The sequence below is a fragment of the Bradyrhizobium sp. NBAIM14 genome (genome assembly GCF_020193895.1).
GTDB classification, from domain to species: domain Bacteria; phylum Pseudomonadota; class Alphaproteobacteria; order Rhizobiales; family Xanthobacteraceae; genus Bradyrhizobium; species Bradyrhizobium yuanmingense.
The window spans coordinates 1-25,299 of sequence record NZ_JADYVQ010000036.1; the positions used below are offsets into that span (position 1 = coordinate 1).

Here is a 25,299-nt window from a genome sequence, read left to right on the forward strand (position 1 = left end):
GAGGAGGGGCGGCGGGTGGTGTTGTGAAAGCAACGTGTCTCCGCAGGCACGCTTCCCTTCTCCCCTTGCAGAAGGTGGCGCGAAGCGCCGGATGAGGGGTTGTTTCCGCGCATCCCAATGAGAGTTGAACACGCGGAGGGAGACCCCTCACCCGTCTCGCCGCAACGCGGCGAGCCACCCTCTCCCGCAAGGGGAGAGGGTGTACACTGCCCGTGCCGCGCATTCACGCCCCGTAGGTCGAGCCCTTCGGCAGCGGGAAGACCGGGTCCTGCGTGCGGATGTTGGTCGGCCACACCACGGAGATGTGCGCGCCGGCGTTCTGCATCACGACCGGCGTCGAACGTTCGTTCTGGCCGGAGAGCGGCGTGCCCGGCGGGAAGAATTTCACGCCATAGCCCTGGATCGTGCCGCCCGCGGGGATGTCGACGTCGAGCGCCGCTTTCCGGATCGCCTCGGGCTCGAAGCTGCCGTACTTCTCCTTGGCGACAGGCAGCACGTTGTTGAGCAGCACCCAGGTCTGGTTGAAGCCCATCGAGCAGTGCGGTGGCACGTCGGTGGCGCCGGTCTTTGCCTGGTAGCGACTGACCATGGTCTTGATCAGATCGCCCATGCCGGGCGCGAGCTTGGCGGGATCGAGCAGCTGTGCCGGCACCGGGTCGATGTTGCAGAAATTGTCGATGTCGGCGCCGAACGTGGCGCGCAACTTGTCGAGTTGGCTGTAGCCGGCACCGGCTCCGAACAGCATCTTGAAGCGCAACCCGCTCTCGCGGGCCTGGCGCAGGAACAGGGTGATGTCAGGGTTGTAGCCCGCGTGCGAGATCACGTCGGCCTTGGCCCGCTTGATCTTCGTCACCAGCACCGAGAGATCGGGCGCCGAGGCCGAATAGCCTTCGCGCAGCACCACCGGAATGCCGGCCTCTTTCGCATAGGCTTCGTCAGCGGAGGCAACGCCGACGCCATAAGGGCCGTCCTCGTGGATCAACGCGACCTTGACCTCCTTCGGATCCATGCCGAGCTTGGCTTTGGCGTGCTCGGTGAGGAAGCTTGCAAAGGCCTGGCCGTATTGATCCGAATGGATCTGCGCGCGAAACACGTGTTGCAGGTTCTTGTCCTTGAACACGGCGGTCGAGACCGCGGTCGTGATCCAGAGGATCTTTTTTTGCTGCTCGACCTTGGCCGCGAGCGGCACCGCATGCGAGCTCGCATAGACGCCGTTGAGGATGTCGATCTTCTCTTGGCTGATCAGGCGTTCGGCCTCGTTGATCGCAACGTCCGGCTTGCTCTGCGAATCCGCGGCGACCGGAGCAACCTTGTATTTGCCGCCGACACCGCCTTTCTCGTTGACGAGGTCGATGGCGATCTGCGCGCCGATCGAGGAGGCGACCGAGCCGCCCGCAGCGAAGGGGCCGGTGAGGTCGTAGATCAGGCCGATGCGTATAGTCTCGGCTTGTGCCTGGGCGCGTGTCCAATCGAGGCTGAGTGCGGCGGCGGCAGCCGCCGACGTCTTCAGCAGCTGCCTGCGTGAAGTCGGCATCCTATCCTCCCTCAAAACCGTCGTTCAATCTTGTTGTTGTTCGCAAAGTATGGGGAGCGGGGCGGCGGAAAGTCAACATCGCGAAAGTCGAGGTTCTTCGGCGCCGGCGCTTCACGCCGGCGCGTTCGTTCGTGGGTGGTGCCGCTCAGCCCGGCCCGGCGCCTTGGGTCGCCGTATACACCGCGTAGAGCGATTGGCTTGCGGCCATGAACAGGCGGTTGCGCTTGGGGCCGCCGAAGCAGACGTTGCCGCACACTTCCGGCAGACGGATGCGGCCGAGCAGCTTGCCCTCCGGCGACCACACCGTGACGCCGCTGTAGCCGACGGCGCGTCCGGCATTGCTGGAGGCCCAGAGATTGCCGTTGACGTCGCAACGCAGGCCATCCGGTCCGCACTTCACGCCGTCGATCACGCAATCGGTGAACTTCTTCAGGTTCGACAGCTTGTTGTCGCTGCCGACGTCGAACACGAAGATCTCGCCCTTGCCGCCGGGGCCGGTGTCGCCCGGTCCCTTGCCGGTCGAGGCGATGTAGAGCTTCTTGTAGTCGGGCGAGAAGCAGAGCCCGTTCGGGTCGGGCACCTGGTCTTCGGTGACGACGAGGTCGATGCGGCCGGAGGGATCGATGCGATAGCAATTGGTCGGCAGCTCGCGCTTGCCCGGCACGAAGCCGGCCGGCTGTCCGATCCGTGGATTGAGCTTGCCGCCTGCATTGCTCGGGCCGCCCGCGACGTCGGGCTCGCCTTCGTAGAGCTGGCCGCCATAGGGCGGATCGGTGAACCAATAGCTGCCGTCGGGATGCGCGGCGATGTCGTTCGGCGAGTTCAACTTCTTGCCCTGATAGGACTCGGCGAGCACGGTGGCGGTGCCGTCATGCTCGTAGCGCGTCACCCGCCGCGTCAGGTGCTCGCAGGAGAGCTGGCGGCCCTGGAAGTCGAAGGAGTTGCCGTTGGAATTGTTGGAGGGCGAGCGGAACACGCTGACGCGGCCGTCGTCCTCGGTCCAGCGCATTTGCCGGTTGTTGGGAATGTCGCTCCACAGGAGATAGCGGCCCTGCGCGCTCCACGCCGGGCCTTCGGCCCAGAGCAGCCCGGTATAGAGACGCTTGATCGCGGTGTTGGGCTGCGCGAGATCGTTGAAGGACGGATCGACCGCGATGATGTCGGGGTCCCAGAAATAGGTCGTCGGCGCGCCGCCCGGGCCGAAGTCGCGCGGCGGCGTCGTGATCGTCGTCGGCGGTGCGGCGGGCCCGGTCTGGGCCAGCGCGGGGCCCGCCAACGTGGCCGCGGCGCCGAGCGCCAGCCCCCCGACCAGCGTTCGTCGTGAAAGCGCAGCATCGTGCGCACGCTGCTCCTGCTCAGGAGCCTCCTGGCGTGTCATCGTATCCTCCCGGTTACGTTCGGCCGGCCGGTTGATCCGGCCAAGCGCGGCGAAGGTTAGTCCGGTCCGCGTCCGGTTGCGAGAGGCAGACTTGAAACCGCGGCGTGATCGCAGGTCGCAATTTCGTCACCTTCGAGTGCGTTTGGATTGCAGGGCGCTAGCGGGGGATAAAGCCGGAGCTCATTGTGCAAGTCGTCATCCTGGTCATCCTTCTCTCACTCGCGTTTGCGGCCGGCTATTTCACGCGGGATTACGTCTCCCGAAAAAGGCGCGCGGAGGCACGCCGCTGGCGCGAGTACGCGGAGCCAGACTGGCTCTCGGCCAATACGGCGGCGAACACCAACGAGATCGCGAAGACCGGCACCGCTGCGCCCACCGGCGAGCTCGGCCAAATGCTGAACCGTTGGGAGAACAGGGCGCGCGCGCGCCGCACCGGCACGGCCTAGGCCTACCCTTTTAGGTCATCTATGTTGACCCTCTTTTTGGCGTTGCAGTTGCGGCCATTTCTCGTCTAGAAACGGCCACATCGGGCCTCTCCCGAAACCAACCGTCAACGGTTTTGACCGAGGATTTGAGGCTCTACAGGGTCTGGCAATGCTGATTCGCGGCCAAATCGAGGGGATTTCGGGGGAGGTGGCTCTGGCCGCCGCCGCGATCCCGGCTGCGCTGCTGCCCACCCTCCTTATTGGCGGCCTTCTTCTTACTTGCCCCTGAGGGCCGGCTGGGCGCCATGCGCCTGGGCGCTCAGGGGTTGGTCGAGATCAACGGACACCTCAAGCGCCAAGGGACTGAAACGGCTCTGAACGGCGCAAACGCTCAAAAGGAAATCTAGGAATGGCCACCGTGAACAAGTCCGAGAAGGACCGCGTCATCATTTTCGACACCACGCTGCGCGACGGCGAGCAGTGCCCCGGCGCCACCATGACCTTCGAGGAGAAGCTCGAGGTCGCCGAACTGCTGGATGATATGGGCGTCGACGTCATCGAGGCCGGCTTTCCGATCACCTCCGAAGGCGACTTCCAGGCGGTCAGCGAGATCGCCCGCCGCTCCAAGAACGCCGTCATCGCCGGCCTGTCGCGCGCCCATCCCGCCGACATCGACCGCTGTGCCGAAGCCGTGAAGTTCGCCAAGCGCGGCCGCGTCCACACCGTGATCGCGACCTCGCCGCTGCACATGCGGGTGAAGCTGAACAAGACCCCGGAGCAGGTGATCGAGACCTCGGTCGCGATGGTCGCGCGCGCCCGCAACCAGATCGACGACGTCGAATGGTCGGCCGAGGATGGCACCCGCAGCGAGATGGACTTTTTGTGCCGCATCGTCGAGGCCGTGATCAAGGCCGGCGCCACCACGGTGAACATCCCCGACACCGTCGGTTATACGGTGCCGGAGGAATATACCCACTTCATGAGGACGCTGATCGAGCGCGTGCCGAACTCGGACAAGGCGGTGTTCTCCGTGCACTGCCATAACGATCTCGGCATGGCGGTCGCCAACTCGCTGGCCGGCATCACGGGCGGCGCGCGCCAGGTCGAGTGCACCATCAACGGCATCGGCGAGCGCGCCGGCAACGCCGCTCTCGAAGAGATCGTTATGGCGATCAACGTGCGCAACGACAAATTCCCCTACTGGAACAAGATCGACACGACGCAGCTGACCCGTGCCTCGAAGCTGGTCTCGGCGGCGACCTCGTTCCCGGTGCAATACAACAAGGCGATCGTCGGCCGGAATGCCTTCGCTCATGAGAGCGGCATTCACCAGGACGGCGTGCTGAAGGACGCTTCGACTTACGAGATCATGCGCCCCGAGATGGTGGGCCTGAAGCAGTCGTCGCTGGTGCTGGGCAAGCATTCCGGTCGCCACGCCTTCGTGCACAAGCTGGAGGAGATGGGCTACAAGCTCGGTCCGAACCAGTTGGAAGATGCGTTCACGCGGATGAAGGCGCTGGCCGACCGCAAGAAGGACATCTACGACGAGGACATCGAGGCGCTGGTCGACGAGGAGATGGCGGCCTCCCACGACCGCATCAAGCTGACCTCGCTGACGGTGATCGCCGGCACCCACGGTCCGCAGCGCGCGACCATGAAGCTCGACGTCGACGGTCAGATCAAGATCGAGGAAGCCGAGGGCAATGGCCCGGTCGACGCCGTCTTCAACTGCATCAAGCGCCTGGTGCCGCACGAGGCCAAGCTCGAGCTGTACCAGGTGCACGCAGTCACCGAGGGCACCGACGCGCAGGCGGAAGTGTCGGTGCGGCTGGCGCAGGACGGCCGCTCGATGACCGCACGTGCGGCGGACCCGGATACCCTGGTGGCTTCGGCCAAGGCCTATCTCGGCGCGCTCAACAAGATCGTCATGAAGCGCCAGCGCGACAATGTGACGACGGCGGCGGCGAGCTGAATGGCTGCCCTGCTAAGGGACAATAGCGGCTGTGTAAGCGAGCCGCTATTGATGCAGCCGGCATAAGACTGGCCACCCGGCGCCGCCGGGCGGCTCAAACAAACGACAGGGAGAGACCATGCGCACCTCGGCGATCGCCGCCTCCATCGCGGTTCTGGCACTTGGCTTGAGCGGGCCGGCATCGGCCCAATCACCGATCATCATCAAATTCAGCCACGTCGTCGCCACCGACACGCCGAAAGGCAAGGGCGCGGAGAAGTTCAAGGAGCTCGCCGAGAAGTATACCGGCGGCAAGGTCAAGGTCGAAGTCTATCCGAACTCGACGCTCTACAAGGACAAGGAAGAGCTCGAGGCGCTCCAGCTCGGCAGCGTGCAGATGCTGGCGCCGTCCAACTCCAAGTTTGGGCCGCTCGGCATCCGCGAGTTCGAGGTGTTCGACCTGCCTTACATCCTGCCCGACATCAAGACGCTGCGGAAGGTGACGGAAGGGCCGCTCGGCACCAAGCTGCTGAAGCTGCTGGATGCCAAGGGCATCACCGGCCTTGCCTATTGGGACAACGGCTTCAAGCAGATGAGCGCGAACAAGAAGCTGATCACGCCGGCCGACTATCAGGGCGTGAAATTCCGCATCCAATCCTCGCGCGTGATCCAGGCCCAGTTCAAGTCGCTCGGCTCGCTGCCGCAGGTGATGGCGTTCTCGGAAGTCTACCAGGCACTCCAAACCGGCGTGGTCGACGGCCAGGAGAACACCTGGTCGAACATCTACACCCAGAAGATGCACGAGGTTCAGAAGTACATCACCGAAACCAATCACGGCTACATCGGCTACGTCGTGATCGTGAACAAGAAATTCTGGGACGATCTGCCGGCCGACATCCGTGACCCATTGTCAAAGGCGATGAAAGAGGCGACCGAGTTCAGCAACGCGCAGTCGCAGAAGGAGAACGATGACGCGCTGGCCGAGATCAAGAAGAGCGGCAAGAGCGAGATCATCAAGCTGACGGCCGATCAGGACGAGGCGATGCGCAAGGCGATGGAGCCGGTCTACAAGGAGGCCGCGGGCCGCATCGGCCAGGGGCTGATCGACGAGTTCCTGAAGGAAGCCAAGAGCCCGACGAACTGACCTCGACGGGCGACCCCAACGAAGGGCTTCCGCGCAGCGCACGGAAGCCCTTTTTGTTGCGAATTATTTTTGTTCGCATCTGAACGGACATTCACGGCGATTACATCTCTGTAAGAGCGCGCTTCCTGTCCAAGTTGTAAGTTGCGCGTCAGCCCCCTCGCGCTCATCCTCACGGGTATCCTTCCAGAGGAGGTCAGGATGAAGAAATTCACCATCGCAGCCATCGCCGTGCTCAGCATCGCCGGCTCGGGCGCGGTCTATGCCCAATATCATCGCCCGTGGATGGAGCACGTCCGCCACATGCGCATGAGCCCCGAGGACCGCGCCGCCTTCGTCGATGCGCGGATCGCCGCCGTCCATGCCGGGCTGAAGCTGAACGCAGACCAGGAGAAGCTGTGGCCGCCGGTCGAGGCGGCGGTGCGGGAGTTCGCCAAGCTGCGCATCGACCGCGCCAATGCGCGGATGAATGCGGGTCCAGGTGATATGTCGAGGGATGCCGACAGACCGGACGATCCGATCGCCCGCCTGCGCCAGCGCGCCGAGGACATGGGCGCCAGCTCCGCCGCCTTGAAGAAGATCGCCGATGCCGCCGATCCGCTCTACAAGACCCTCGACGAGGGCCAGAAAAGGCGTCTCGCCGTGCTGACCCGGCACCGCGGCCCGTTCGGCGGCGGCGAGGACGGCCCGCGCCACCACCACTTCAAGGAGCGCATGGACCGCATGATGGAACGGGGCATGGACCACTTCCACCACGACCGCTTCGACCGTGACCGCGGTCCCGACCGGGACCGGGAGGGCCGGCTCTGAACGGACCGGTTCTCAGGCCGTAAACCTGGCGAAGCCGCTGGAATCCAGCGGCTTTTCGCATTTTCGGGGCTGCGGACGAGACCTTGGAAAACTTGCGTCCGATCGCTTGCCAGACCCGGAACGCTTTGCTAAACGACCGGCCTCGCAAGGCCTTGACCGCCTTTCGGGCGCATAGCTCAGTTGGTAGAGCAGCTGACTCTTAATCAGCGGGTCCCAGGTTCGAGCCCTGGTGCGCCCACCACCTTTAAGCCCGCAGGGGCTTTTTTAAATTCTTCGATAGAGCAAAGCGCGTCTGGTGCGACGTTTTTGTTGGAGTGGACACGGCCGGTTTGCTATTCGGTGTTTCCCTAGTTTCTATATCTTCACCCATTCGATACAGCGCGCAGATCCGATGGGACAAGTCGGTCACGTGCTTGTCGTAGATTAGGAAATTGGAGCGGGCAGAACGGACGGTGTGTTCTGTCCGTCGCAGCAAGATACCGCTTGCTGCAGAACCAGAACCAGAATGTTCCGGATCTGGGCCCGCGAAGCGCAATGCGCAGTTCGATGCGGCGGCGCAGCGATCGCTGGCGGAGTCATACGCAAGATCCTTTATGCACGCACGAACTAGCCGGCTTAACCTCTTTCGCGTCAGCCGCGCTTTCGCTGAGAGGGTAACGTAAATTCCACGACCTCGTGCTTGTCGCACGGATCAGGTGGCTGATTTTTCTTCACTATCAGCTCGAGCTCGAGAGCCTCGAAGGCGAGCTCATCCGCCAAGCGCTTGAACAGCTCGCGCTTCTCTATGTCCGTCGCCCGCTGACTCATCAGCGTAAATTCTCTCGCGTCAGCGCGGACCTTTTCCAAACGTCGTCGGAGGTCCTTCATGTGTGCCGGCGTAGCTTTTAATATTATCCTCGGCCCGAACAATCAGTTTGCTTTTTCGGATTCACCGGGAGTCAACTGCCGAAACTCGATACTGGTTCGATGCGGACCGCCAAATTCGTCGCTCATCGTGCTGCGATATTTGGCCATGCTCCATGACCCGGCCCCTGTTCAGGGACTGCGGGCTGAGGTCGGCCGTCCTGGCTGATGAGCTATCTCTGTCCGGCTCTCGCCCGATGATGCACAGAACGGGCATACCTGAAGGGGCATGAATGTTCGAAAGCGCACAGACGCGAGTGTTGCGCCCGACTAGGCTGCGAGCGATCCTGGGCGTTCGCGAAGCGCTCAGGGCCCGATGGCATCGGCGGATACCAAATGTGCCGGCTGCAGCGAGGCGGTTCCGTCCGCGAACGCAGTGTTGCCGGCTGCGTGCCGGGCATGAGGCAGGGAATAAGCTCGGCAGATTAGATCAACGATGGTCGTTCTCGTGCGTAGTGTCCTTCTCATAGTGGGAATATGGCTGCTGGTGAACGTTCTGTTCGTTGTAGCTGTCCTGCCCTCGCGCAGACCGGCACCTACTCGGCACGCAGCAATTCCATCTCCGGCGACGATCAACACGACGGCCGGTCGCTCGGATGGTCGCGAACCACCACTCCTGCAGCGCGGGATGACTCCAGTTGCAATCAGAGTTCTTTTCGTCGTCCTCCTCCTTCCAGCCCTTCGAGCGTGGAGTGCGGTTAGGCGGCACTTCAGAGAGCATCACGACTAGAGTCGGGCCATCGTGCGCTTGAGTTCTCGTCGATGTCTTCACTGCGCCGCGGGCCCCCGAGCGATTCAGCGAGACCGTCAGCCGGATCGCAAGTGCGGTCGCTATGGCCATGGCTCCAACCATAGTCATGACCCGCGTTAAAACGATAATGTGAAAATCTCAGATCGGGAAACAGCCGGCGCCAGCATTCCCAACCCAAAATGCCGCAATCGACGCTCAATTTGTCTGCCGCTTTTGAGCTGAAGCCTGATCGATCAGGAAATCGTCCAAGTCTCGGCCGCTTCGAAGCTGCGGCCGCAGCCATCGCGGCTGCCTGCCACGACCCGACCATGTCTCCGCTGGGTTCTTCGGATTGCGATATTTGGGACGGACGGGCGGATATGGACGACGGCGCTTGTAATTGAGCCGTGTGACCTCGCTGGCCAGTCTAATGCTGCGCAGCCTTTCCTCCAAACGTGCTTTTTGCACCAACATTTTCTGAGTGAGTTTGGCGGCGACCTCTTGGTGAAGGGTCCAGAGCCCGTCAACGGAGAGCGAATTAAAATGCGCGGTGTTCATGGCTCCAATCCGAATCTTGGGCAGAAGGCCCGGGCACACAAGTCGGGAATCAGGGAGCAGGCAAGCCGTCAGTTAAATATTGATCGCACAATCCACATTTAAATTCGCTAGGTGGCAGGGAGAAAGGCGCGACGATGGCAATATCGCGATGGAGTATTTAATTCGTAGCGGGGGTGTCCACGTATCGCGACATCCACGAACTCATCCCTCGGCAAGTTTTGCTTTGGTGTTCGGGAACGGGCGCAACTATCGCAATCGACCGGGCGGCTACGCCGCGGATCGAGGCCCGGCGCAACTCAGATGACCGATGAATCCATCGGCCTATCCTTGTTGCAGGCATCCCTGGAGTGCTGGACCGGCATATAAATTAGGTGGCCAAGAATACCATTAATTCATCGCGTTGCCCGATTTAAGCCGCATGGGGGCCGTTGTCGCCGCTAAGGCTCAAGCGGGGGCGCACCCGGGAGTTTCCGATGTCCGGACATTTGCGATTGTACTTCGCCAGTTTGCTCCTTGTCGGAGGTTTTTCGGCGACGCCTGCGTCTTCCAATCCTCTAACCGACTTCTTCAATACTGCTACGTCCCAACCCACGGTAACCACCCCTCCGCCGCAAGCCGAATGCGCGCCGCGTCCCGGTACCTCGACCAGTGGCGGACAGCATTGGGTCTACCGAACGGACGGTCGTCGCAGATGCTGGTTCCTGGCCGAGGGCATCGCGACGGTGAAGAAACCCATTCGGGCTCCCGCGGCCAAAGACCGTAGCGCCAGTTTCGACGAGAACCGGACCACGCAGACCACGCGGAGCGTGATCGTTGATGCGCGTGCGGAGTTGCTGCGCTCTGCACCGCCCGAGCAATCCCAGACGCCTGTAACGGAAATGCAGGTAGCAAATGCCACTTCCGATCTCGGCACGGGTGCTACCCTGATGTCGGCGGCTCCCGTCGGAGATATTCCCCGCAACCAGCTCAAGCGCGAACACTCCGTGCCGGATCAAGTCAACGTTGGGCAGTTTCTCGCCGCCGCGCCTGCCGACCCATCTCAAGATATGCCGCTGGGCCCGCGCACTGCAGAGGGGCACGACGAAGCGCGCAGCTGGACGGGCTGGCTCGGTGGGCTGCTGATGACGCTTGGTGGCCTCTCGCTCTTAAGCTCGAGCCACACGCTTCGGCACGCAGTGAGACTACGCCACTGAGGTGGCGACATACGAGGTACTGCCGCCGCGCGACCGACGGATTGAACGAGCAGGTATCGCCGAACTGACACACGTACAATGGTTCCGTTGCATCGCACTTAGTTTGGCGCTGCCTTAACCGGACATTCGGGTACGATGATCGTCACCTTTTTGGATCGGACGGCATCATGCGGTATAAGGTTTTCGTGGTGGACGGCAGCCGGCAAGTGATCTGCACTGCAAAGTTCGACTGTATTGACGAGCAGGCGGCGAGACGCCGAGCCGAGCAAATGCATGACGAGCACGACGTTGAGCTTTGGGAAGGCGATCGGCTCGTTGCGGTGTTCCGAAGTGCAACGTCGAATGAAAGTCGGAGCTAACGCCCGACCCTGAATGGGCGGCCGGTCTCGCCGCCGAGTTCGTTCAAGTGTTGTGAGGCACCCCGGCCTGGCTGGTTGGCGACGCGTCGTAGCGACGTCATCGCCGAGGCTCGCTAGGCGCAGATGAAAGCCGCCCAGTCCTCTTTCAAGGTAGAGGTGGACGCGAGGAACGCGGGCAATCCGTGCATCGAATCGCGCGAGTGAGCCGGGTCATCCTTCGGATCCGGCGGGTCTCTAAACGGCTCTAGCTCTGCCGCTCGCTTTGGTACGCCGCCTTCTGCCGATTGGTTTCGTTTCTAGATGTCGGAGCTTACTTCGAAGTTTCTCCACCTCTCTGAGCTCCTCCAGAAGCGCCTGGTGCCGTTCGCTCAGAACAGCACTAGAGGAAATTTGACGCATACTCATCACATGCCTCAGAAAAGGACTTAACTAGGAAGTCGACGAAAACGGAAGACAAAGAACGCCCGACTGAAGCTCAATGAGCTAAGGCCGCGGCGGCCAGATGCTCCCAGTACTCTGCCTCTGCAAGCAATTTCCAGCTTCGCGCAGGTTGGAGTACGGCAGTCTGACGGCAAAGCAAGGCCATTGCGCGAAAGCGGCGGGCAGCTTCCATTCCAACCTCCCATGTTTTCTTTTCCCCAACATATTTTTTAATTTTGTGATGGAGTCATCATGATTATATACAATAATAAATAATCGGTTGTTTTGCTTTTCTCCGCACCCAGGGCAGATGCGCCGGCTACCGAGCCCGTAACAATGATGACGGGTCCTGGCTGCGCGCTACGCTCTAGAGCGTACCACCATCCCGCGATGGTCCGCCTCGCAAGGTGGGGTCCAGGAGCCTCTATGATTGCGGCACACCGGTGCAACTGACGGGAATCATGCGGCTGCAAGGCAGCGATCAGTGCGATCGGAATCTTCGAACGGATCACCTCACCCGTCGTGACAGATGTGCTGCGTCGCGCCTTCGCACGTCGCGAAATTTGCTCCATGTGCGCGGGCCAGGGGCGCAGCATCCGGTCGATTATATCGCCCTCACATGATTACCTATTAATCTTATTATAGCGCTGCTCATCCGTAATAATCCGGTGATTGCTTACCGACTCCAGCCAGCGCTCTGCCCAGGATCCGATTGTTGGTTCGGCTATCGTATTTGATTTACGGCGCTTTTGTCGATTCTGAGATTGTTGTGACGGCTCGCTTCGCAGTGCGTCGATTTAAAATCGGAATTATATATTAAATGTTGACGCTAATAAGTATTTAATGAATAGTTTGTCGCTGGCGGGCCGGAGATAAATCCGCAGCCGCTGAAGTTGCCAAGGTGTCTGAAAAATTCCATCTTGAAAGAAGGGATTCCTCTATGTTGCATCATTTCATCGAGACCAAGGAAGCGTTGAAGCGTCTGCGGACGGACCGGGACGGCGTGGTGTCATTCGAGTACATCATCGTCGCGGTTTGCATCATCGGCGCAGTGTCAGCTGTGTTCGGCGTTGGGGCCGGCGGTGCGATCGGAACCGCGCTGACAGGCGGGATCACCGCGATCACCACCGCTTTTACTGCGGCAGTCTGATACGGCCGTCCGGCCAGAGGGGGGCATCGGAATGTGTCCCCCTCCGAATGTTATTTCTCTCCATTCTTATTGTTGCTGTGCCTTCCCACCACCCTGAGGCATGCATGAGCTGGGTTTCTTCCGTCGTCTCGATACTGGAAATCTCGTTGTTGCTGTATGTCGCAACGCTCGACGTCGCGACCCGCACGATCCGAAATGACGTCTGTCTCTTGCTGGCGCTGCTCGGGATCGCCCGTCAGCTTGCCAGCCCAATGCAACTTGCCGAATCCCTCATCGCCGCGGCGCTCCTGTTCCTGCTGCTGCTCGCGCTCTACCAGCGTGGCGGGATTGGCGGGGGCGACGTCAAGTTACTGGTAGCTTTGGCCATTGGCCTGCCGCCGACGGGCTTGATCGAGTTGCTGACGGTAACCACGCTGGCCGGGGGCGTTCTTGCCCTGGTGCATCTGGTGATGCGCGTCCTGCCATATCCGAAATTGGCGCCGGTCGGTTCGTCGCTCGCACGGCGCGTCTACGCGATCGAGCGCTGGCGCCACGTGCGACACGCGCCCCTGCCTTACGGGGTGGCCATAGCGTGCGGTGGCATCTGGACCATCTCGAGCAGAGGATTTTGACATGTCATCCACGTTGCGCCTCTCGATCATCCTGGTGCTCTTGCTCGCAACCACCGCATTCGGGCTGATCGCCTACAACATGAACCTGCCGAAACAGGTTCCGGTAACGGTTACGGCGCAAGGGCCGGCGCCTCCTTCGACTGTCGGGTATTTTGTCGCGGCACGTCCGCTGTCGAAAGGTACATTGGCCCGCGAAGAAGATTTCGCCGTGCGCTCGGTGTCGCCTGAACGCCTTCCCGCAGGGGCGATCCTGGAAACACCGGACTCGAAGGCCGGACTTCCCGGCTCTCTGGTCCGCAAATTCGTCGACGCTGGCAGTCCCATCACCTTGCAGGACGTATTGCGACCTCGGGATCGTGGCTTCCTGGCCAGCGTCCTGGCACCGGATAGCCGTGCGATCAGCATCAAGGTGGACGAGGAGTCTGGCGTTTCGGGGCTGATCAGGCCGGGTGATCATGTTGATGTCTTGTTGACCCAGGTGTTCGAGAAGGCAGATCCCGCGCGCCGGGCCCTGAGCGAGACCGTTCTAGGAAACGTTCGAGTCATCGCGATTGACCAGGAAATCATGCAGGGTGGCCGAACCGTAAGCTCGGTAGCCGGCTCGGTGGCCGGCAAGCAAGCGCAGACTGTATCGTTGGAGCTTGCCCCGGACCAGGTCAAGAAGATCACGGTCGCAAGGCAGCTCGGAACGCTTTCCCTGGCGGTGCGGGCCGCAGTCGAGCAGTGGGATACGGCGGACACTGGCGCCATGTCCAGCTGCGATGTGTCGCCGGAAATCGCCCGCCAAAATGCGATTGCTGGCCGGACTGCAGCGGTCGTTGTTCATTCCGGTGGTCAGATAAAACAATACTCCGTCAGGAAACAGGAATCTGCCGACGGCGACGTTCCGATCAACTGCGACGGGTCGGAAGTGTCCCGCCGCGGAGCGACGATGGTGGTTCAGGCAGGCAAGTTGCTGGAGAAACGTTGATGAGCGTTAACATAGCGGCCCTCAGCACTCCTGAAGAAGCGACGTCTGTTGTCGCCCGCAATCGAATCGTCTGCTTCGTCAATGACGAATTGAGTGCCGCGGCTCTGCGCAAGGGCCTTGAAGGCAGCAACATTTCGATCAAGCGGGGCACGATCCGCAATGCCATACGGATGCTCGAAACGGACACCGAACTATTCGCCCTGGTGACGGACATCAGTGGTATCGATGATCCATTTGCCGAACTGGAGCGGCTGGCCGGCGTCTGTCCGCCCGATGTCCGGGTGGCTCTGATCGGTGAAAGCAGGGAGATCACCTTCTATCGCGCGCTTATGGAGCTCGGCCTGACCGAGTACCTGCCGAGACCGATCACGCGGGACATGGTGCTGGACCAGCTGCGCCCAAAGCTGCTGGGCGATCGTGCGCCGGCGCCGACCGACCGAGGCGGGCATGTGATCTCGATCTGCGGCGCGCAGGGCGGTGCCGGCGCAACGAGCATCGCCATCAATCTCGCGCTGCAACTGGCGGAGACCACCAAGGCCAAGGTCGCGCTGCTCGATCTTCATCTTCAAGGCGGCGAAACAGCCGTGATGCTGGGTGTTCAGCCCGGACCAGGCCTGCGCATCGCCCTGGAGAACCCGATGCGGGCGGACACGTTGTTCCTCGAGCGCGCCGCAATCGCAGTCAACGAGCGAGTCAGCCTGATTTCCGCCGATGAGGAACTGGACGCTCAGCTCGACATCACCGAAGCGGGCGTGAGGCACGTCCTTGGTCTGCTCCGCCAACGATTCAACTACATCGTTGTCGATGTCCCGGTCCCGTTTCCGTCATCCATCCATCCGGTGATTTCTCTTTCCCGGCACGTGCTGGTGCTGCTGGAGGCGGAGGTGACCGGACTTCGCAATGCCCACGCACTGCGGGCCGCCGTCACCAACATTGCCGGCAGGGATCGGGTCTTCACCTTGCTGAACCGTGCCAATCGCCCGGGGGGCCTTCCCAGGGCCGCGGTGGTCAAGGCGTTGGGGACAGAGCCTGACATGGTCGTACCCGATCTCGGGAAGGGCATGACCCAGGCGGTCAATCTCGGAATTCCCGCGCTGAAGCACGTATCTGCACTGCGACGCCATCTCGCGCCGATCGTACGGGAGATCACGGGGCTTGGCGCCGAGCAGAAGGGACGGCTGCGGAGGCTGCTGGGGCTATGAGAAAGTTTGGTAGGCGCGACGAGGAAACGCCGGTTCGCTTGCCTGCATCGACGCCGAGCTTGGCTGCAACGACGCCAAGCGTGCCTGCATCAACCTCAAGGCGCGACGAGGCTTCGATTGACCGGCCGGTGATGCCAGCTTCACTGCGCGAACGCGTCATCGAGCAGATTGAGCCATCGGTGGCCGCAACTGTTTCGCGTGACGTCCTTCGGCGCCAGATCGAGGAAATCATCCATGGCATCGCCAATGAGGAACGGCTCGAACTGTCGGGTCGCGAGCAGGTTCAACTGGCGGACGAGATTGCCGACGACATGACCGGCTATGGGCCGCTGCGTCCGCTTCTGCTCGATCAATCGATCAACGACATCATGATCAACGGGCCGAGCAACGTTTATGTCGAACGAGCCGGCAAGCTGGAGCGGATCGCGGTGCGCTTCCGCGACAATGATCACATCGCATCGGTGGCCCAGAAAATTGCCGCGCAAGTTGGACGGCGCATCGACGAATCCAGTCCGATGGTGGATTGCCGCTTGTCCGACGGCAGCCGCGTCAACATCATCTTCCCGCCGCTGGCGATCCACAGCCCCTGCATCTCGATTAGAAAGTTTCCGAGCCGCCGCCTGGATATCGCCGCACTGATCGAAAACGGCTCGATGACCGCAGCCGTCGGACAATTGCTGGAGATTGCCGCCCGGTGTCGGCTCAATGTCCTGGTCTCCGGCGGCACCGGGTCCGGCAAGACGACGCTGCTCAACGCCATGAGCCAGTTCATCGATCACAGCGAACGCGTCGTCACCATCGAGGATGCGGCGGAGTTGCAGCTCCAGCAGCCGCACGTGATCAGCCTGGAGACCCGGCCTCCCAGCCTTGAAGGCACGGGGCAGGTGACACAGCGCGATCTGTTGTGGAATGCGCTGCGCATGCGTCCTGACCGGATCGTCGTGGGCGAGGTGCGCGGCGCCGAAGCGTTTGACATGCTGCAGGCGATGAACACCGGCCATGATGGTTCAATCTCCACGGTCCATGCCAATAGTGCTCGCGACGCCCTGACCCGCATCGAGAACATGGTGCAGATGGGGCAGGTGAATCTGCCGTCGCGAGCCATTCGAACTCAGATCGTCGCTGCACTGGATCTCATCGTGCAAGTCGAACGCATGCGCGATGGGCAACGTCGCGTTATCCAGATCAGCGAGGTGATGGGGCTGGAATCGGATGTGATCACCACCAATGACATCGCAACATTCGAATACCAGGAGGAGGACGACAATGGGCGGATCTCGGGCACTTACCGGGCCACCCTTGCAGTCCCGAAATTCAAGAGCCGTCTCGTCTATTTCGGGCTCGATCGCGCCTGGGCTGAGGCAGTGAGGCAGATATGATACCTGAGGCCGTGATCGTCGCTGTTCTGGTGCTCGCGATGTGCGCAGCCGTCGGCTCGTTATGGCTCGACGGCCGGGAGCGGCGCATGGACCGCCGGCTGGCGGTCGCTCTACCGGCCTCCCATCCGGCCAGCCTGCCATCCATTCGCCGGGCGGAGACCGGCTCCCGATATCTGCTTCTCCACCGTTTGGCCAATTACAGGCCCGAGATGGTTCACGCCTGGCATCCGGCGTATGTGCTGCTTGCTGCCGCTATCGCCGTAGCAGCGATCTTCTACGCTAATCGCCTGCTGGGATTTTCCGTTTTCTACGTGTCTGTCGCGGCTGCGGTTGCCGCCGTGGTAGTCGTGCGAGGTCTGTTTGGCTGGCAGCAACGTCGGTTCGCCAGTCAACTTTTCCGGCAGCTGCCTGACGCCATTCAGCTGGTGACGAGTACGGTTCGATCGGGTCTGCCTGTGCACGAAGCATTTCGCACCATCGCGCGCGAAATGCCGCAACCGACGTCTGGACAATTTGCAATCGTATGCAGCGAAATGAATCTGGGAAGACCTCCGGAGGAAGCCGTCGAAGGCGTCTATCGGCGAACGCAAGTGGCAGAGTATGCGATGTTTGCGGTGACACTTGCGGTTCAATTGAAGTCCGGCGGCAGCTTGGCCGAGACCTTGCAGACGCTGGGCGACACGGTGAGTCAGCGTGTTGCGCTCGCTGCTCGCGCCAAGGCGCTGGCGGGAGAAGTGATCTTTTCCTCGCGAGCACTCACGATCTCGCCCCTGATTGCCGGAGCATTGCTATACGCGGCCAATCCGCAGAACGTCGATCTGCTGTTCACTGACCCGACCGGAAACAAGCTTCTGGCTTACGCGGTAGTCTCGGTGCTCATCGGGCATCTGGTGATAAGTTGGATGGTCAGGCGGGAAACAGAACTATGACTTTTGGTCTCGGGCTGGCGGCCCTCGCAGTCGTAGCTGGAACGGCGGCCTTCATGTTGATCATCCGCGAACTACACGTCCGTGCATTGGACACGCGGGTCTCAAACGCCGTGATGGGTATCCCTTACCGTTCAGCCCCCTTCAAAGACCTGACCGGTTGGTTCTCGTGGCTGGGCATGCGCTATCGGCGCTTCTACGCCGAGGAGAATCTGGAGGAGCTACGAACGGTCCTCCACTCATCTGGATTCAATCATCATAGAACCTTGCCGATCTGGATCGGCATCAAGATCGTCAGCATGTTCGCGCTGCCGGTCATTGCGCTGCTTCTGGCGCAACTTTCGGGAAGGAGACCTGCCGACGTGCTGGTCTTCACGCTGATGGGTGTGGTGATCGGAATCTTGGGTCCGCGATTGGCTCTGTCGGTGATGAAGCGGCGCTTTGATGCTGCCATTCGGCTGGGCACGCCGGATATGATCGATTTGCTGATCGTGTGCAGCGAGGCGGGAATGGGCCTGGAAAGCGGGCTGGGGCGTGTCGCCGAAGAAATGAAGTCGACCAATCCTGCCATGGCCTGGGTGCTGCACCGACTCCTTGATGATCTCCGGATACTGCCAAGCCGCGTCGAAGCATTCGAGAATTTGGCGGTCACTTCGGATGGTCTTCGCCGGTTCGGCACGATGATCAGCCAGAGCTTGCAGTACGGAACGCCGTTGGGCCAGGCGCTGCGCAGTATCGCGCTCGACCTGCGGCGGGAACGCATCACCAAGCTGGAAGAAAGGGCGCACAAGTTGGGCGCCAAGCTGACCATTCCGATGGTGCTGTTCCTGCTCCCAGCCATGTTCGTCATCATGGGGGGAAGTCCCGTTCTTCACCTCGTGCGTTCGTTCGCCAGCTTCGGAAAGTAGCCATGAGCACAATTGCCCTCTCCAAGAGCGGATCTTACGACCGGATCATGCGGCTGCTTGGCAGCTTGTGGTTCTTGTTGCTGGCTCTTTGCGTCGCCGTCAGGATTGGGGCGTCGCTGCACGATCCGTGGCCCTCGCTCTTGTCGAGCTTTTGCCTCGGCATCTTCTACATGCTCCTGGCGCTGTTGATCATGACGCGCTCACCGGCAAAGGCGCATGCCGATGGCCTGCTTCCAAGAATAGCTGCCTTCGTCGGCAGCTATCTGCCGTGGTCGATCAGCTTCCTCGGCAAAACCGACGACACGCTGCCCAACCTGGCATCGACGGCTTGCGTGCTGGTCGGCACGATCATGATGCTCGTCACCATCCGACATCTGGGTCGGTCGTTCAGCCTGGTGCCGCAGGCGCGCTCGGTGGTCCAGACCGGACCCTATCGATGGATCAAGCACCCGCTCTATGTCGCCGAAGAAATCGTGGTGCTGGGCGTCGTGCTGCAATACCTGACACCGGTCACGGTGATGGTCCTGGTTCTGCATATAGGCATTCAGGTCTGCCGAATCCTTTACGAAGAAGACCTGCTTCGGCGCAATTGCCCCGAGTATTCGAGTTACGAAGCATCACGTTGGCGAGTGATTCCTTACGTTTGGTGAGCGGCTATGCGTGGCCGGATTGTGGTGGACATGGTTCAGATCGCTGCGGCTCGGGTGACGCGATCGCACGTGGCAAGTCCCCGTGGAGGCAGGCGCGCGTATCGTAAAGGGTCCTTCGTCGCCGATCAGCGCGGCGCCGTCGCGTTTGAGACAGTCATCGTTTACATTTTCATGGTGTCGTTCCTGCTGATGCCGCTTGCCGACGTCGCTGCCGCGGGCTTCCGGTTTATCTCTGCGTGGTCGGCCTTGCGCTCATTCGGACAATACATTCAATACAAGAGTCCGCCCGACCCGGCGAACCCGGGGACCTGGGTGTCGACGCTGCAGACAACGGTCGCCGGGCATACCATCGGCAACATCCAGGTCATGTGCGGAAGCACAGCCTGCAACTCCGGCAACCTTGGTTTGACTCCCAAGTACTTTACGTTTTCGACGACCGTCACTTTGGCCCCGATTGTGTTGACGTCGGTGCTGTGCCCCAGCAGTTGCACGTACACGCTGCCTTACTCCGAACGTTTCCAGTAGGTGTTCTCATGCGCAGTCTGCTCCGTTCCAGACGAGGCTCGGCCGCATTCGCAACAGTCATCGTGCTGATTCCGCTCATCGGCGTCGTCGCACTCGGGGCCGAGGCGGGATCGTGGTACGTCACCAGGCAGCACGCGCAGAATGCCGCCGATGCAGCGGCCTACTCGGGCGCCCTGCGACTTGCATGCGACAATGCTGGTGTGCTCTGCGATACATCAGTGGATTATCAAGCAAAGGAATTCGCGGCACAGAACGGGTTCTGCAACACCGGCGATACGGCCTATCCGGGCACCAACTGTGCGCCAAGCCTTCCAACGGGAATCTCGCGGGCGGTGCAGATCGACATCGGCAGCTATAGTGCGGGTGCGTTCACAACGCCGCCCGGAGGAGGCGGCGGTAACGCCGTTCGCGCCCTCGTCAGTCAGCAACAGCCGGCCTATTTGTCGGCAGTGCTGGGTTTGACGACCGTCAACATCCCCGCCCAAGCCATCGCTCTGGTCGAACTGCCGAGCAAGGTGTGCGCCTTGGCGCTCGGACCTGATCCGAACGGCGGCGGAGGGGCGCTTAAGATTGCCGGTAACGTCAGCAACAACGGCACGGGTTGCCCGATAATGTCGGATGCTAGTGTTCAGTTTGCCAGCACTGCCTCTTTCACCGGTTCGGGATGGGCCGTCTTGGGTGTAACCGGCTGTAGTCCAGCCAGCACCTGCGCCAATCCCGGCGTCACGTACAACTATTTCATGCCGTATGCCAACAATCCACTTAGCAAATTGGACAGCCAATCGTTCAATAGCTTGACCTCGAGCGGGAAGCCAAACGATTTGGCATGCAGTGGTACGTTGACGCCTAATACCCCACCGAGCAGCACTAACCTGTACCGCAACCTAACGTGCACGACCGGGAACGCGGTAGATTTTAGTCCGGGCACGTACTTTTTCTACAATGGCACGATAAGATTCAATGGCGGAACCATCACTTGCAGTGCCTGCACACCCTGGCCACCGGCTGGCACAGGTTTAGGCGTCACTCTTGTATTACTCGGGGATTCCAGCATTTCCATCTCTGGCGGCGCTGTAGTGAATCTGTCCGCGCCTTACACCAACACTTTCTCTTCTGATCTGAACGGCGTTCTGATTGATGATCAAGCACCGAGCAAGAGCAGTAATCAGGTCACCATCAACGGTGGTTCGGTTAAGCTGGGTGGTGCGATGTATTTCCCGCACGTCGACGTGACCTGGAACGGAGCGACGCAAAGTACCAATACGACCTGTTCACAAGTGATCGCCAAAACTCTCACCATGGGCGGTGGCGGCTTCCTGAGCACGGATGGATGTAATCCGGTCACCGTCCCTTATACCCAAGTTGTCCGCTTGGTGCAGTGATGAGAAAGCTCGATCAGCGGGGCATCGCATCGTTCGAATTCATCCTCGCCTTTGTGTCCCTTTTCATGTTGATCTTCGCCATCTTCGATCTCGGACGCTATGCGATCACGATGCAGTCCTTGCGGACGCTCGCGAGCGCCGGGGCCCGAGCGGTCATGATCAACTGCTACACGCCTGCCTTGCTTCAAAGCCCGCCTCAGTCGCCGTCAAGCTGCGCGGGCGATCCCATGTCCACGACCGCTAAGCAGACTGCCGCGCCGTTCCTGTATCGCGGCGGTCTCACGCCGACGCTGAGCGTGGCATCCAGCGGCAGCAATTTGACCGTGACCGCTTCTCAAGCCGGCTTCACGATGCTGATGCCGATATGGGGCACAGCACTCAATGCGCCGAGCGCGTCAACGCAGATTCCCTTTTAGGCAAAATATGGCAATGTGCCTTACCCATCTTGGCCGACATCGCCTCGGGTCGGCGCTCGAGCTGGACAAACCCCTCGGAATCGTACTGCACCAAAGCAATCTGAGTCTGGCCAAATGCCGTTTGGAGACGACGAGCCGACGCCGTTCGATCGTGAGCCACGACGGAATCTCGCGCAAACGTGGTCGTGCTGCAGCAGTTCTGAACGGAGCTGCAGAGAGAAATGATGCGCGCCCGCAACATTGGAAAGTTTTCTTTGCCACTTGAGGCTGTGCGGTAAGCGTCTCTTCTTGCAAGCAGGCAGCATCAAGGACGATGATCTTGGAAACGCGAAGTAACGAATTGTAGTCGGACATCTTGTAAGCTCTGCGGCGTGGTGCGCAGAGGGGAACTATTGGGGATGTCGAGCACGTAGATTTGCGGGGGAGCCGCGGATCGCAGTTGGGGGACTCGAATGGGTGGCGATCGCATTTCAGGTAAGATAAGGGAGCTTCTCGCCTTCAGCGTGATGGGTCTTGGCGCGGCGCTCGCCTCCTTTGCGTCCGCTGACCGCGCGATGGCGGCAGACCGGCGGGGCTCCTCCGGCGGCGGCGTCTTCGTCAGCGAAATGAACGACGTCCAGCGGGTCAAGGTGGTGGTCAACAAGTCACGCACCTTCAAGGTCGATACGGCTTTCGCAACTATCGTGGCCGGCTCGCCCGACATTGTGGACGTGAAGTCGCTCAGCGATCACCTGATCTACGTCCAGGGCAAGCAGACCGGCACCACCAACGTCATCCTGCTCGACTCCTCGATGAAGCAGATCGGCATCCTCGACGTCGAGGTCGTGATCGATACCGGCAATCTCCAGCAGAACATCCGCAGCAGCACTGGCGGGCACGGGATCCGCGTCTCGGCTTCCGAGGGCCAGGTGGTACTCAGCGGAACGGCCGCCGATGCGGTTACGGCCGAGCGGGCCATGGCGATCGCCACCAGCACAGTCGCGAAGGGGGGCACTGTCGTCAACGCGATGAGTGTCGCGGCGCCGCAGCAGGTGATGCTGGAGGTGCGGTTTCTCGAGGTGAGTCGGTCCGCGGGTCGCGACCTAGGAGTTAATCTTTATGGTGGCAACGCAAGCGGCTCGAGAGGCTTCAATACCGGTCTTGGTGCCGGGGGGGCGGCCGGTGCTGTGACCTCAGCCGGACGTATCGCGACGGACAGGACCGGAAAGCCTTTGCAAGATCCCGTGACCAACGGCTACGTGCCGACTCCGGGAGGTCTTCCGCTCATCGGTACTGCCGCTACGTTGGCAGGAAACAGCGTGCCGTTTGGCAGCTTGTTGACAAGCGTCTTGAAGCTCAACAATGGCAACACGTTGGACCTCCTGATCACTGCGCTTGAGACCAAAGGTGTCCTCCGCCGGTTGGCGGAGCCAAATCTGATTGCGCTTTCCGGAGATGCCGCGCGCTTCCTGGCCGGTGGTGAATTTCCAGTACCGATTCCGAACACGACAGCCACCGGTTTCCCCACCATCACCATCGACTACAAGAAGTTCGGTGTCGAACTGGCCTTTGTCCCCACCGTGCTCTCGCGGGGGGTCGTCAACCTTCGGGTGGAGCCATCGGTCAGCGAGCTTGATTTCGCCAATGCGGTGACGATTCAGGGGACGACCGTTCCAGCATTGACCCGCCGCGATGCGCGCACGACGGTGGAATTGCGGGATGGCCAGAGCTTTGCAATCGCCGGCTTGCTGCAAACCCGCAACCGTCAGGACGTTTCGCAATTGCCCTGGATCGGTTCGGTGCCCGTGCTTGGAGCCTTGTTCAGCAGCAAGTCGTACCTGCAGGAGGAAACCGATCTCGTCATCATTGTGACGCCGCGCCTGGTCGCACCGGCCGCGCCCGGTCAGCAATTGGCGTCGCCGCTCGACTCCCGCCTTCCGGCCAACGACGTCGATTTCTTCCTCAATGGCCAGATGGAAGTGCGCAAGCGTTACAATGACTACGTCAACTCCGGCGGCGACGTTAAAGGGCCCTATGGTCACATCATCGCTCCCGAGGCCACTGCGACCATTCCGGCACCGGCCGTTGCGAACCAGCCCGTCGTAAAAACGCTCAACTGAGAAGGAAGCGGGAGATGACCATCAGGTATCTGGCTCTGTTCGCACCGCTGCTGCTCGGGGGATGTTACGGGGTGGCCGGTCATGACGAGGTGGACCGCTATTTCCAGCGTTCAGACACCATCACGATGAGTGCCGGCAATGCCAAGGAGGTCAACGCGGTCACCCACACAATCCATCCATGGCCGCGAAACGTCGGTGATCGCAGGATCACGTACGACGCCCGGCGCGTGGGCGCCGCCGTGACTCGCTATGGCAACACGAAACAGCCGGTGGATCAGCTTCCCGACATCGGCGATGCGACGAAACAAATGGGCGTGCGGACTGCCCCAACCCAGAACGTCAACATAGAAGGATTGGGGGCTGGATCGACTGCTGGAGTATCAGTGCCGGTTGGTGGAGTAGGCGTAGGCGGCAGGTAACGATTTTTAGTGCGTGGTTTTGGCGATGTTGTTTGCGAACGGCGCAGTGAAGTTGCTGCGACGTGCGGGGGACCAAGGGGTTATGCGACGTATCATCTTCATGCTGACCTGTTGCTGGTTGGGGATCGGCCTTGCGGGGTGTGATCATACGCTGAGGCAGGCTGCCGTCGTCGCTCCCGTCGAGCCGCCTGGGGGGGACCCCGTGCAGGAGCCGACGGACGTCAAATATTATCCCTCGGACGAGCCGGTACGGCTGGGCTTGGAGCATTTCAACCGCGGCAGCTACGGGTTAGCCAATCGCTATTTCAGGGATGCGGTCGAGAAATCGCCGAAGGACGTGACGGCCTGGGTTGGACTCGCGGCGAGCTATGATCGGATACGTCGCTTTGATCTCGCAGATCAGGCCTATGCCCAAGCGATCCGGCTGGGCGGCGAAACCGTGCAGGTCCTGAATGACCAGGGATATTCGTACATGCTGCGCGGCAATCTGAGTGCGGCGCGCCGAAAGTTCGAGAAGGCCTATTCGCTCGATCCAGGCAACCCGGTTATCGCCAACAACCTCGAGCTTCTCAATGGCAGCCGGCGGTTCATTGAAAGACCACCGAACAACCAGCCTTAAGAGGGCGATCGACTCCTGCAATCGCGGCCAGTTCTCGTCAATTGGGCCCAATTACAGCATCAGCGTGACGGCTGCCGCTGCGGACGATGACAACAACGCCATTGCGAACGGTAAATCTCGCGCCGAGCAGCTTCCGCACCTTGTCCGTGATCGGAGAGGAAAAGGGAACGGTTTCTCCTACGACGGGATCGCCGACCTTTGTCGTCTCAGTCGCGGGGCCAGCAACTGGTGCAGGCTTGATATAGTCTCGGACAAGCTGAATCTCTTCACGTGACAGGATGAGCGGAGCCTGGTCGGCTTGGATCCCCGACGACGGTTTGGGTATTCCACTGCTTGCCTTTTCGCGCATCTCGTTCGTGCTTGCGATCTGATCGAGCCTGGCTACGCGTAGCTTGAGTGCGATGATATCACGTTGCAGTGTTGCGATCTCCAATTTGCGCGCGTTGACCTGCATGAAGACAATGATCGCGCAAACGCAACTCACGACGAAGCCGACGCTCAGCAGTGCGATCAACCAGCGCTCGAAGTTTCCCGTCGACCCCCCGGTCGTTCGGGGGAGTTGATCGCGCTGGAGATGGCGCCGCCAGATGCGACGTGCTCGGTCGATCCAATTGGTAGAGCCCGTTACACCGGTCCCCGCC

At 61.0% G+C, this 25,299-nt stretch carries 24 protein-coding genes and 1 tRNA gene; 20 read left to right on the forward strand and 5 right to left on the reverse strand.

Translation table 11 applies throughout. The annotated features are described in order from the left end of the window. Positions 1–223: 223 nt before the first annotated feature. Together I6F28_RS35950 and I6F28_RS35955 are read right to left on the reverse strand one after the other, a co-directional pair. Entirely contained in the window at positions 224–1,534 is a 1,311-nt protein-coding gene (locus I6F28_RS35950) for an ABC transporter substrate-binding protein (RefSeq protein WP_057026370.1), read from the reverse strand. A gap of 145 nt (positions 1,535–1,679) precedes the next feature. Then, entirely contained in the window at positions 1,680–2,912 is a 1,233-nt protein-coding gene (locus I6F28_RS35955) for an SMP-30/gluconolactonase/LRE family protein (RefSeq protein ID WP_036006753.1), read from the reverse strand. A gap of 182 nt (positions 2,913–3,094) precedes the next feature. Here I6F28_RS35955 and I6F28_RS35960 point away from each other — a divergent pair, with 182 nt between their 5' ends. The 5 genes from I6F28_RS35960 (at position 3,095) to I6F28_RS35980 (ending at position 7,480) form a co-directional block, all read left to right on the forward strand. Next, positions 3,095–3,358 (forward strand): hypothetical protein, encoded by a 264-nt coding sequence (locus I6F28_RS35960; RefSeq protein WP_225143705.1) that lies wholly within the window; start codon positions 3,095–3,097, stop codon positions 3,356–3,358. Positions 3,359–3,746: 388 nt separating this feature from the next. Beyond that, a complete protein-coding gene (locus I6F28_RS35965; RefSeq protein ID WP_036037552.1) occupies positions 3,747–5,309 on the forward strand; it encodes a 2-isopropylmalate synthase in 1,563 nt (520 codons plus the stop codon). A gap of 118 nt (positions 5,310–5,427) precedes the next feature. Continuing rightward, positions 5,428–6,432, forward strand: a complete 1,005-nt coding sequence (locus I6F28_RS35970) for a TRAP transporter substrate-binding protein (RefSeq protein ID WP_036025066.1) — start codon at positions 5,428–5,430, stop codon at positions 6,430–6,432. A 198-nt stretch (positions 6,433–6,630) separates the two neighbouring features. Further along, positions 6,631–7,239: a Spy/CpxP family protein refolding chaperone gene (locus I6F28_RS35975; RefSeq protein WP_225143687.1), complete on the forward strand. Its 609-nt coding sequence runs from the start codon at positions 6,631–6,633 to the stop codon at positions 7,237–7,239. 165 nt (positions 7,240–7,404) lie between these two features. Then, positions 7,405–7,480, forward strand: a tRNA-Lys gene (locus I6F28_RS35980). 389 nt (positions 7,481–7,869) lie between these two features. Here I6F28_RS35980 and I6F28_RS35985 read toward each other — a convergent pair. Together I6F28_RS35985 and I6F28_RS35990 are read right to left on the reverse strand one after the other, a co-directional pair. Next, positions 7,870–8,106 (reverse strand): hypothetical protein, encoded by a 237-nt coding sequence (locus I6F28_RS35985; RefSeq protein WP_036025141.1) that lies wholly within the window; start codon positions 8,104–8,106, stop codon positions 7,870–7,872. 982 nt (positions 8,107–9,088) lie between these two features. Next, positions 9,089–9,430: an H-NS family nucleoid-associated regulatory protein gene (locus tag I6F28_RS35990; protein WP_225143690.1), complete on the reverse strand. Its 342-nt coding sequence runs from the start codon at positions 9,428–9,430 to the stop codon at positions 9,089–9,091. Positions 9,431–9,903: 473 nt separating this feature from the next. On the opposite strand from I6F28_RS35990, the gene I6F28_RS35995 reads away from it, so the two are divergent. The 15 genes from I6F28_RS35995 (at position 9,904) to I6F28_RS36065 (ending at position 24,658) form a co-directional block, all read left to right on the forward strand. Beyond that, positions 9,904–10,623 carry a hypothetical protein gene (locus I6F28_RS35995; RefSeq protein WP_225143692.1) on the forward strand — a complete coding sequence of 240 codons (720 nt, stop codon included), beginning with the start codon at positions 9,904–9,906 and terminating at the stop codon, positions 10,621–10,623. Between the two features lie 1,680 nt (positions 10,624–12,303). Then, positions 12,304–12,552 carry a Flp family type IVb pilin gene (locus I6F28_RS36000; RefSeq protein ID WP_346656765.1) on the forward strand — a complete coding sequence of 83 codons (249 nt, stop codon included), beginning with the start codon at positions 12,304–12,306 and terminating at the stop codon, positions 12,550–12,552. A gap of 104 nt (positions 12,553–12,656) precedes the next feature. Further along, complete coding sequence (locus I6F28_RS36005) at positions 12,657–13,163, forward strand: A24 family peptidase (RefSeq protein WP_225143694.1); 507 nt, start codon at positions 12,657–12,659, stop codon at positions 13,161–13,163. 1 nt (position 13,164) lies between these two features. Then, positions 13,165–14,133, forward strand: a complete 969-nt coding sequence (cpaB, locus tag I6F28_RS36010; protein ID WP_192893116.1) for a Flp pilus assembly protein CpaB — start codon at positions 13,165–13,167, stop codon at positions 14,131–14,133. Further along, the gene (locus I6F28_RS36015) at positions 14,133–15,335 is read left to right on the forward strand and encodes a CpaE/TadZ family protein (RefSeq protein WP_036031703.1); all 1,203 of its coding nucleotides are present in this window, start codon (positions 14,133–14,135) and stop codon (positions 15,333–15,335) included. The genes cpaB and I6F28_RS36015 overlap by 1 nt, the downstream gene beginning before the upstream one ends. Next, positions 15,332–16,714: a TadA family conjugal transfer-associated ATPase gene (locus I6F28_RS36020; protein ID WP_225143696.1), complete on the forward strand. Its 1,383-nt coding sequence runs from the start codon at positions 15,332–15,334 to the stop codon at positions 16,712–16,714. Before I6F28_RS36015 ends, I6F28_RS36020 begins: the two co-directional genes overlap by 4 nt. Beyond that, positions 16,711–17,643, forward strand: a complete 933-nt coding sequence (locus I6F28_RS36025; RefSeq protein ID WP_192893117.1) for a type II secretion system F family protein — start codon at positions 16,711–16,713, stop codon at positions 17,641–17,643. The genes I6F28_RS36020 and I6F28_RS36025 overlap by 4 nt, the downstream gene beginning before the upstream one ends. After that, the gene (locus I6F28_RS36030; RefSeq protein WP_036008129.1) at positions 17,640–18,548 is read left to right on the forward strand and encodes a type II secretion system F family protein; all 909 of its coding nucleotides are present in this window, start codon (positions 17,640–17,642) and stop codon (positions 18,546–18,548) included. Before I6F28_RS36025 ends, I6F28_RS36030 begins: the two co-directional genes overlap by 4 nt. A gap of 47 nt (positions 18,549–18,595) precedes the next feature. After that, the gene (locus tag I6F28_RS36035; protein ID WP_225143698.1) at positions 18,596–19,198 is read left to right on the forward strand and encodes a methyltransferase family protein; all 603 of its coding nucleotides are present in this window, start codon (positions 18,596–18,598) and stop codon (positions 19,196–19,198) included. A gap of 30 nt (positions 19,199–19,228) precedes the next feature. Then, positions 19,229–19,723: a hypothetical protein gene (locus tag I6F28_RS36040; protein ID WP_225114733.1), complete on the forward strand. Its 495-nt coding sequence runs from the start codon at positions 19,229–19,231 to the stop codon at positions 19,721–19,723. An 8-nt stretch (positions 19,724–19,731) separates the two neighbouring features. Then, positions 19,732–21,105 carry a pilus assembly protein TadG-related protein gene (locus I6F28_RS36045; protein ID WP_225143700.1) on the forward strand — a complete coding sequence of 458 codons (1,374 nt, stop codon included), beginning with the start codon at positions 19,732–19,734 and terminating at the stop codon, positions 21,103–21,105. Continuing rightward, positions 21,105–21,521: a TadE family protein gene (locus tag I6F28_RS36050; RefSeq protein ID WP_157284115.1), complete on the forward strand. Its 417-nt coding sequence runs from the start codon at positions 21,105–21,107 to the stop codon at positions 21,519–21,521. Before I6F28_RS36045 ends, I6F28_RS36050 begins: the two co-directional genes overlap by 1 nt. Positions 21,522–21,973: 452 nt before the next feature. After that, positions 21,974–23,620, forward strand: coding sequence for a type II and III secretion system protein family protein (locus tag I6F28_RS36055; protein WP_225143702.1), 1,647 nt, complete (start codon positions 21,974–21,976; stop codon positions 23,618–23,620). Positions 23,621–23,634: 14 nt separating this feature from the next. Beyond that, positions 23,635–24,039, forward strand: coding sequence for a hypothetical protein (locus I6F28_RS36060; protein WP_036008116.1), 405 nt, complete (start codon positions 23,635–23,637; stop codon positions 24,037–24,039). A gap of 82 nt (positions 24,040–24,121) precedes the next feature. Continuing rightward, a complete protein-coding gene (locus tag I6F28_RS36065; protein ID WP_085969012.1) occupies positions 24,122–24,658 on the forward strand; it encodes a tetratricopeptide repeat protein in 537 nt (178 codons plus the stop codon). Between the two features lie 37 nt (positions 24,659–24,695). On the opposite strand, the gene I6F28_RS36070 is transcribed toward I6F28_RS36065, so the two are convergent. Beyond that, a partial coding sequence (locus I6F28_RS36070; RefSeq protein WP_225143704.1) for a hypothetical protein occupies positions 24,696–25,299 on the reverse strand: 604 nt, incomplete at its 5' end.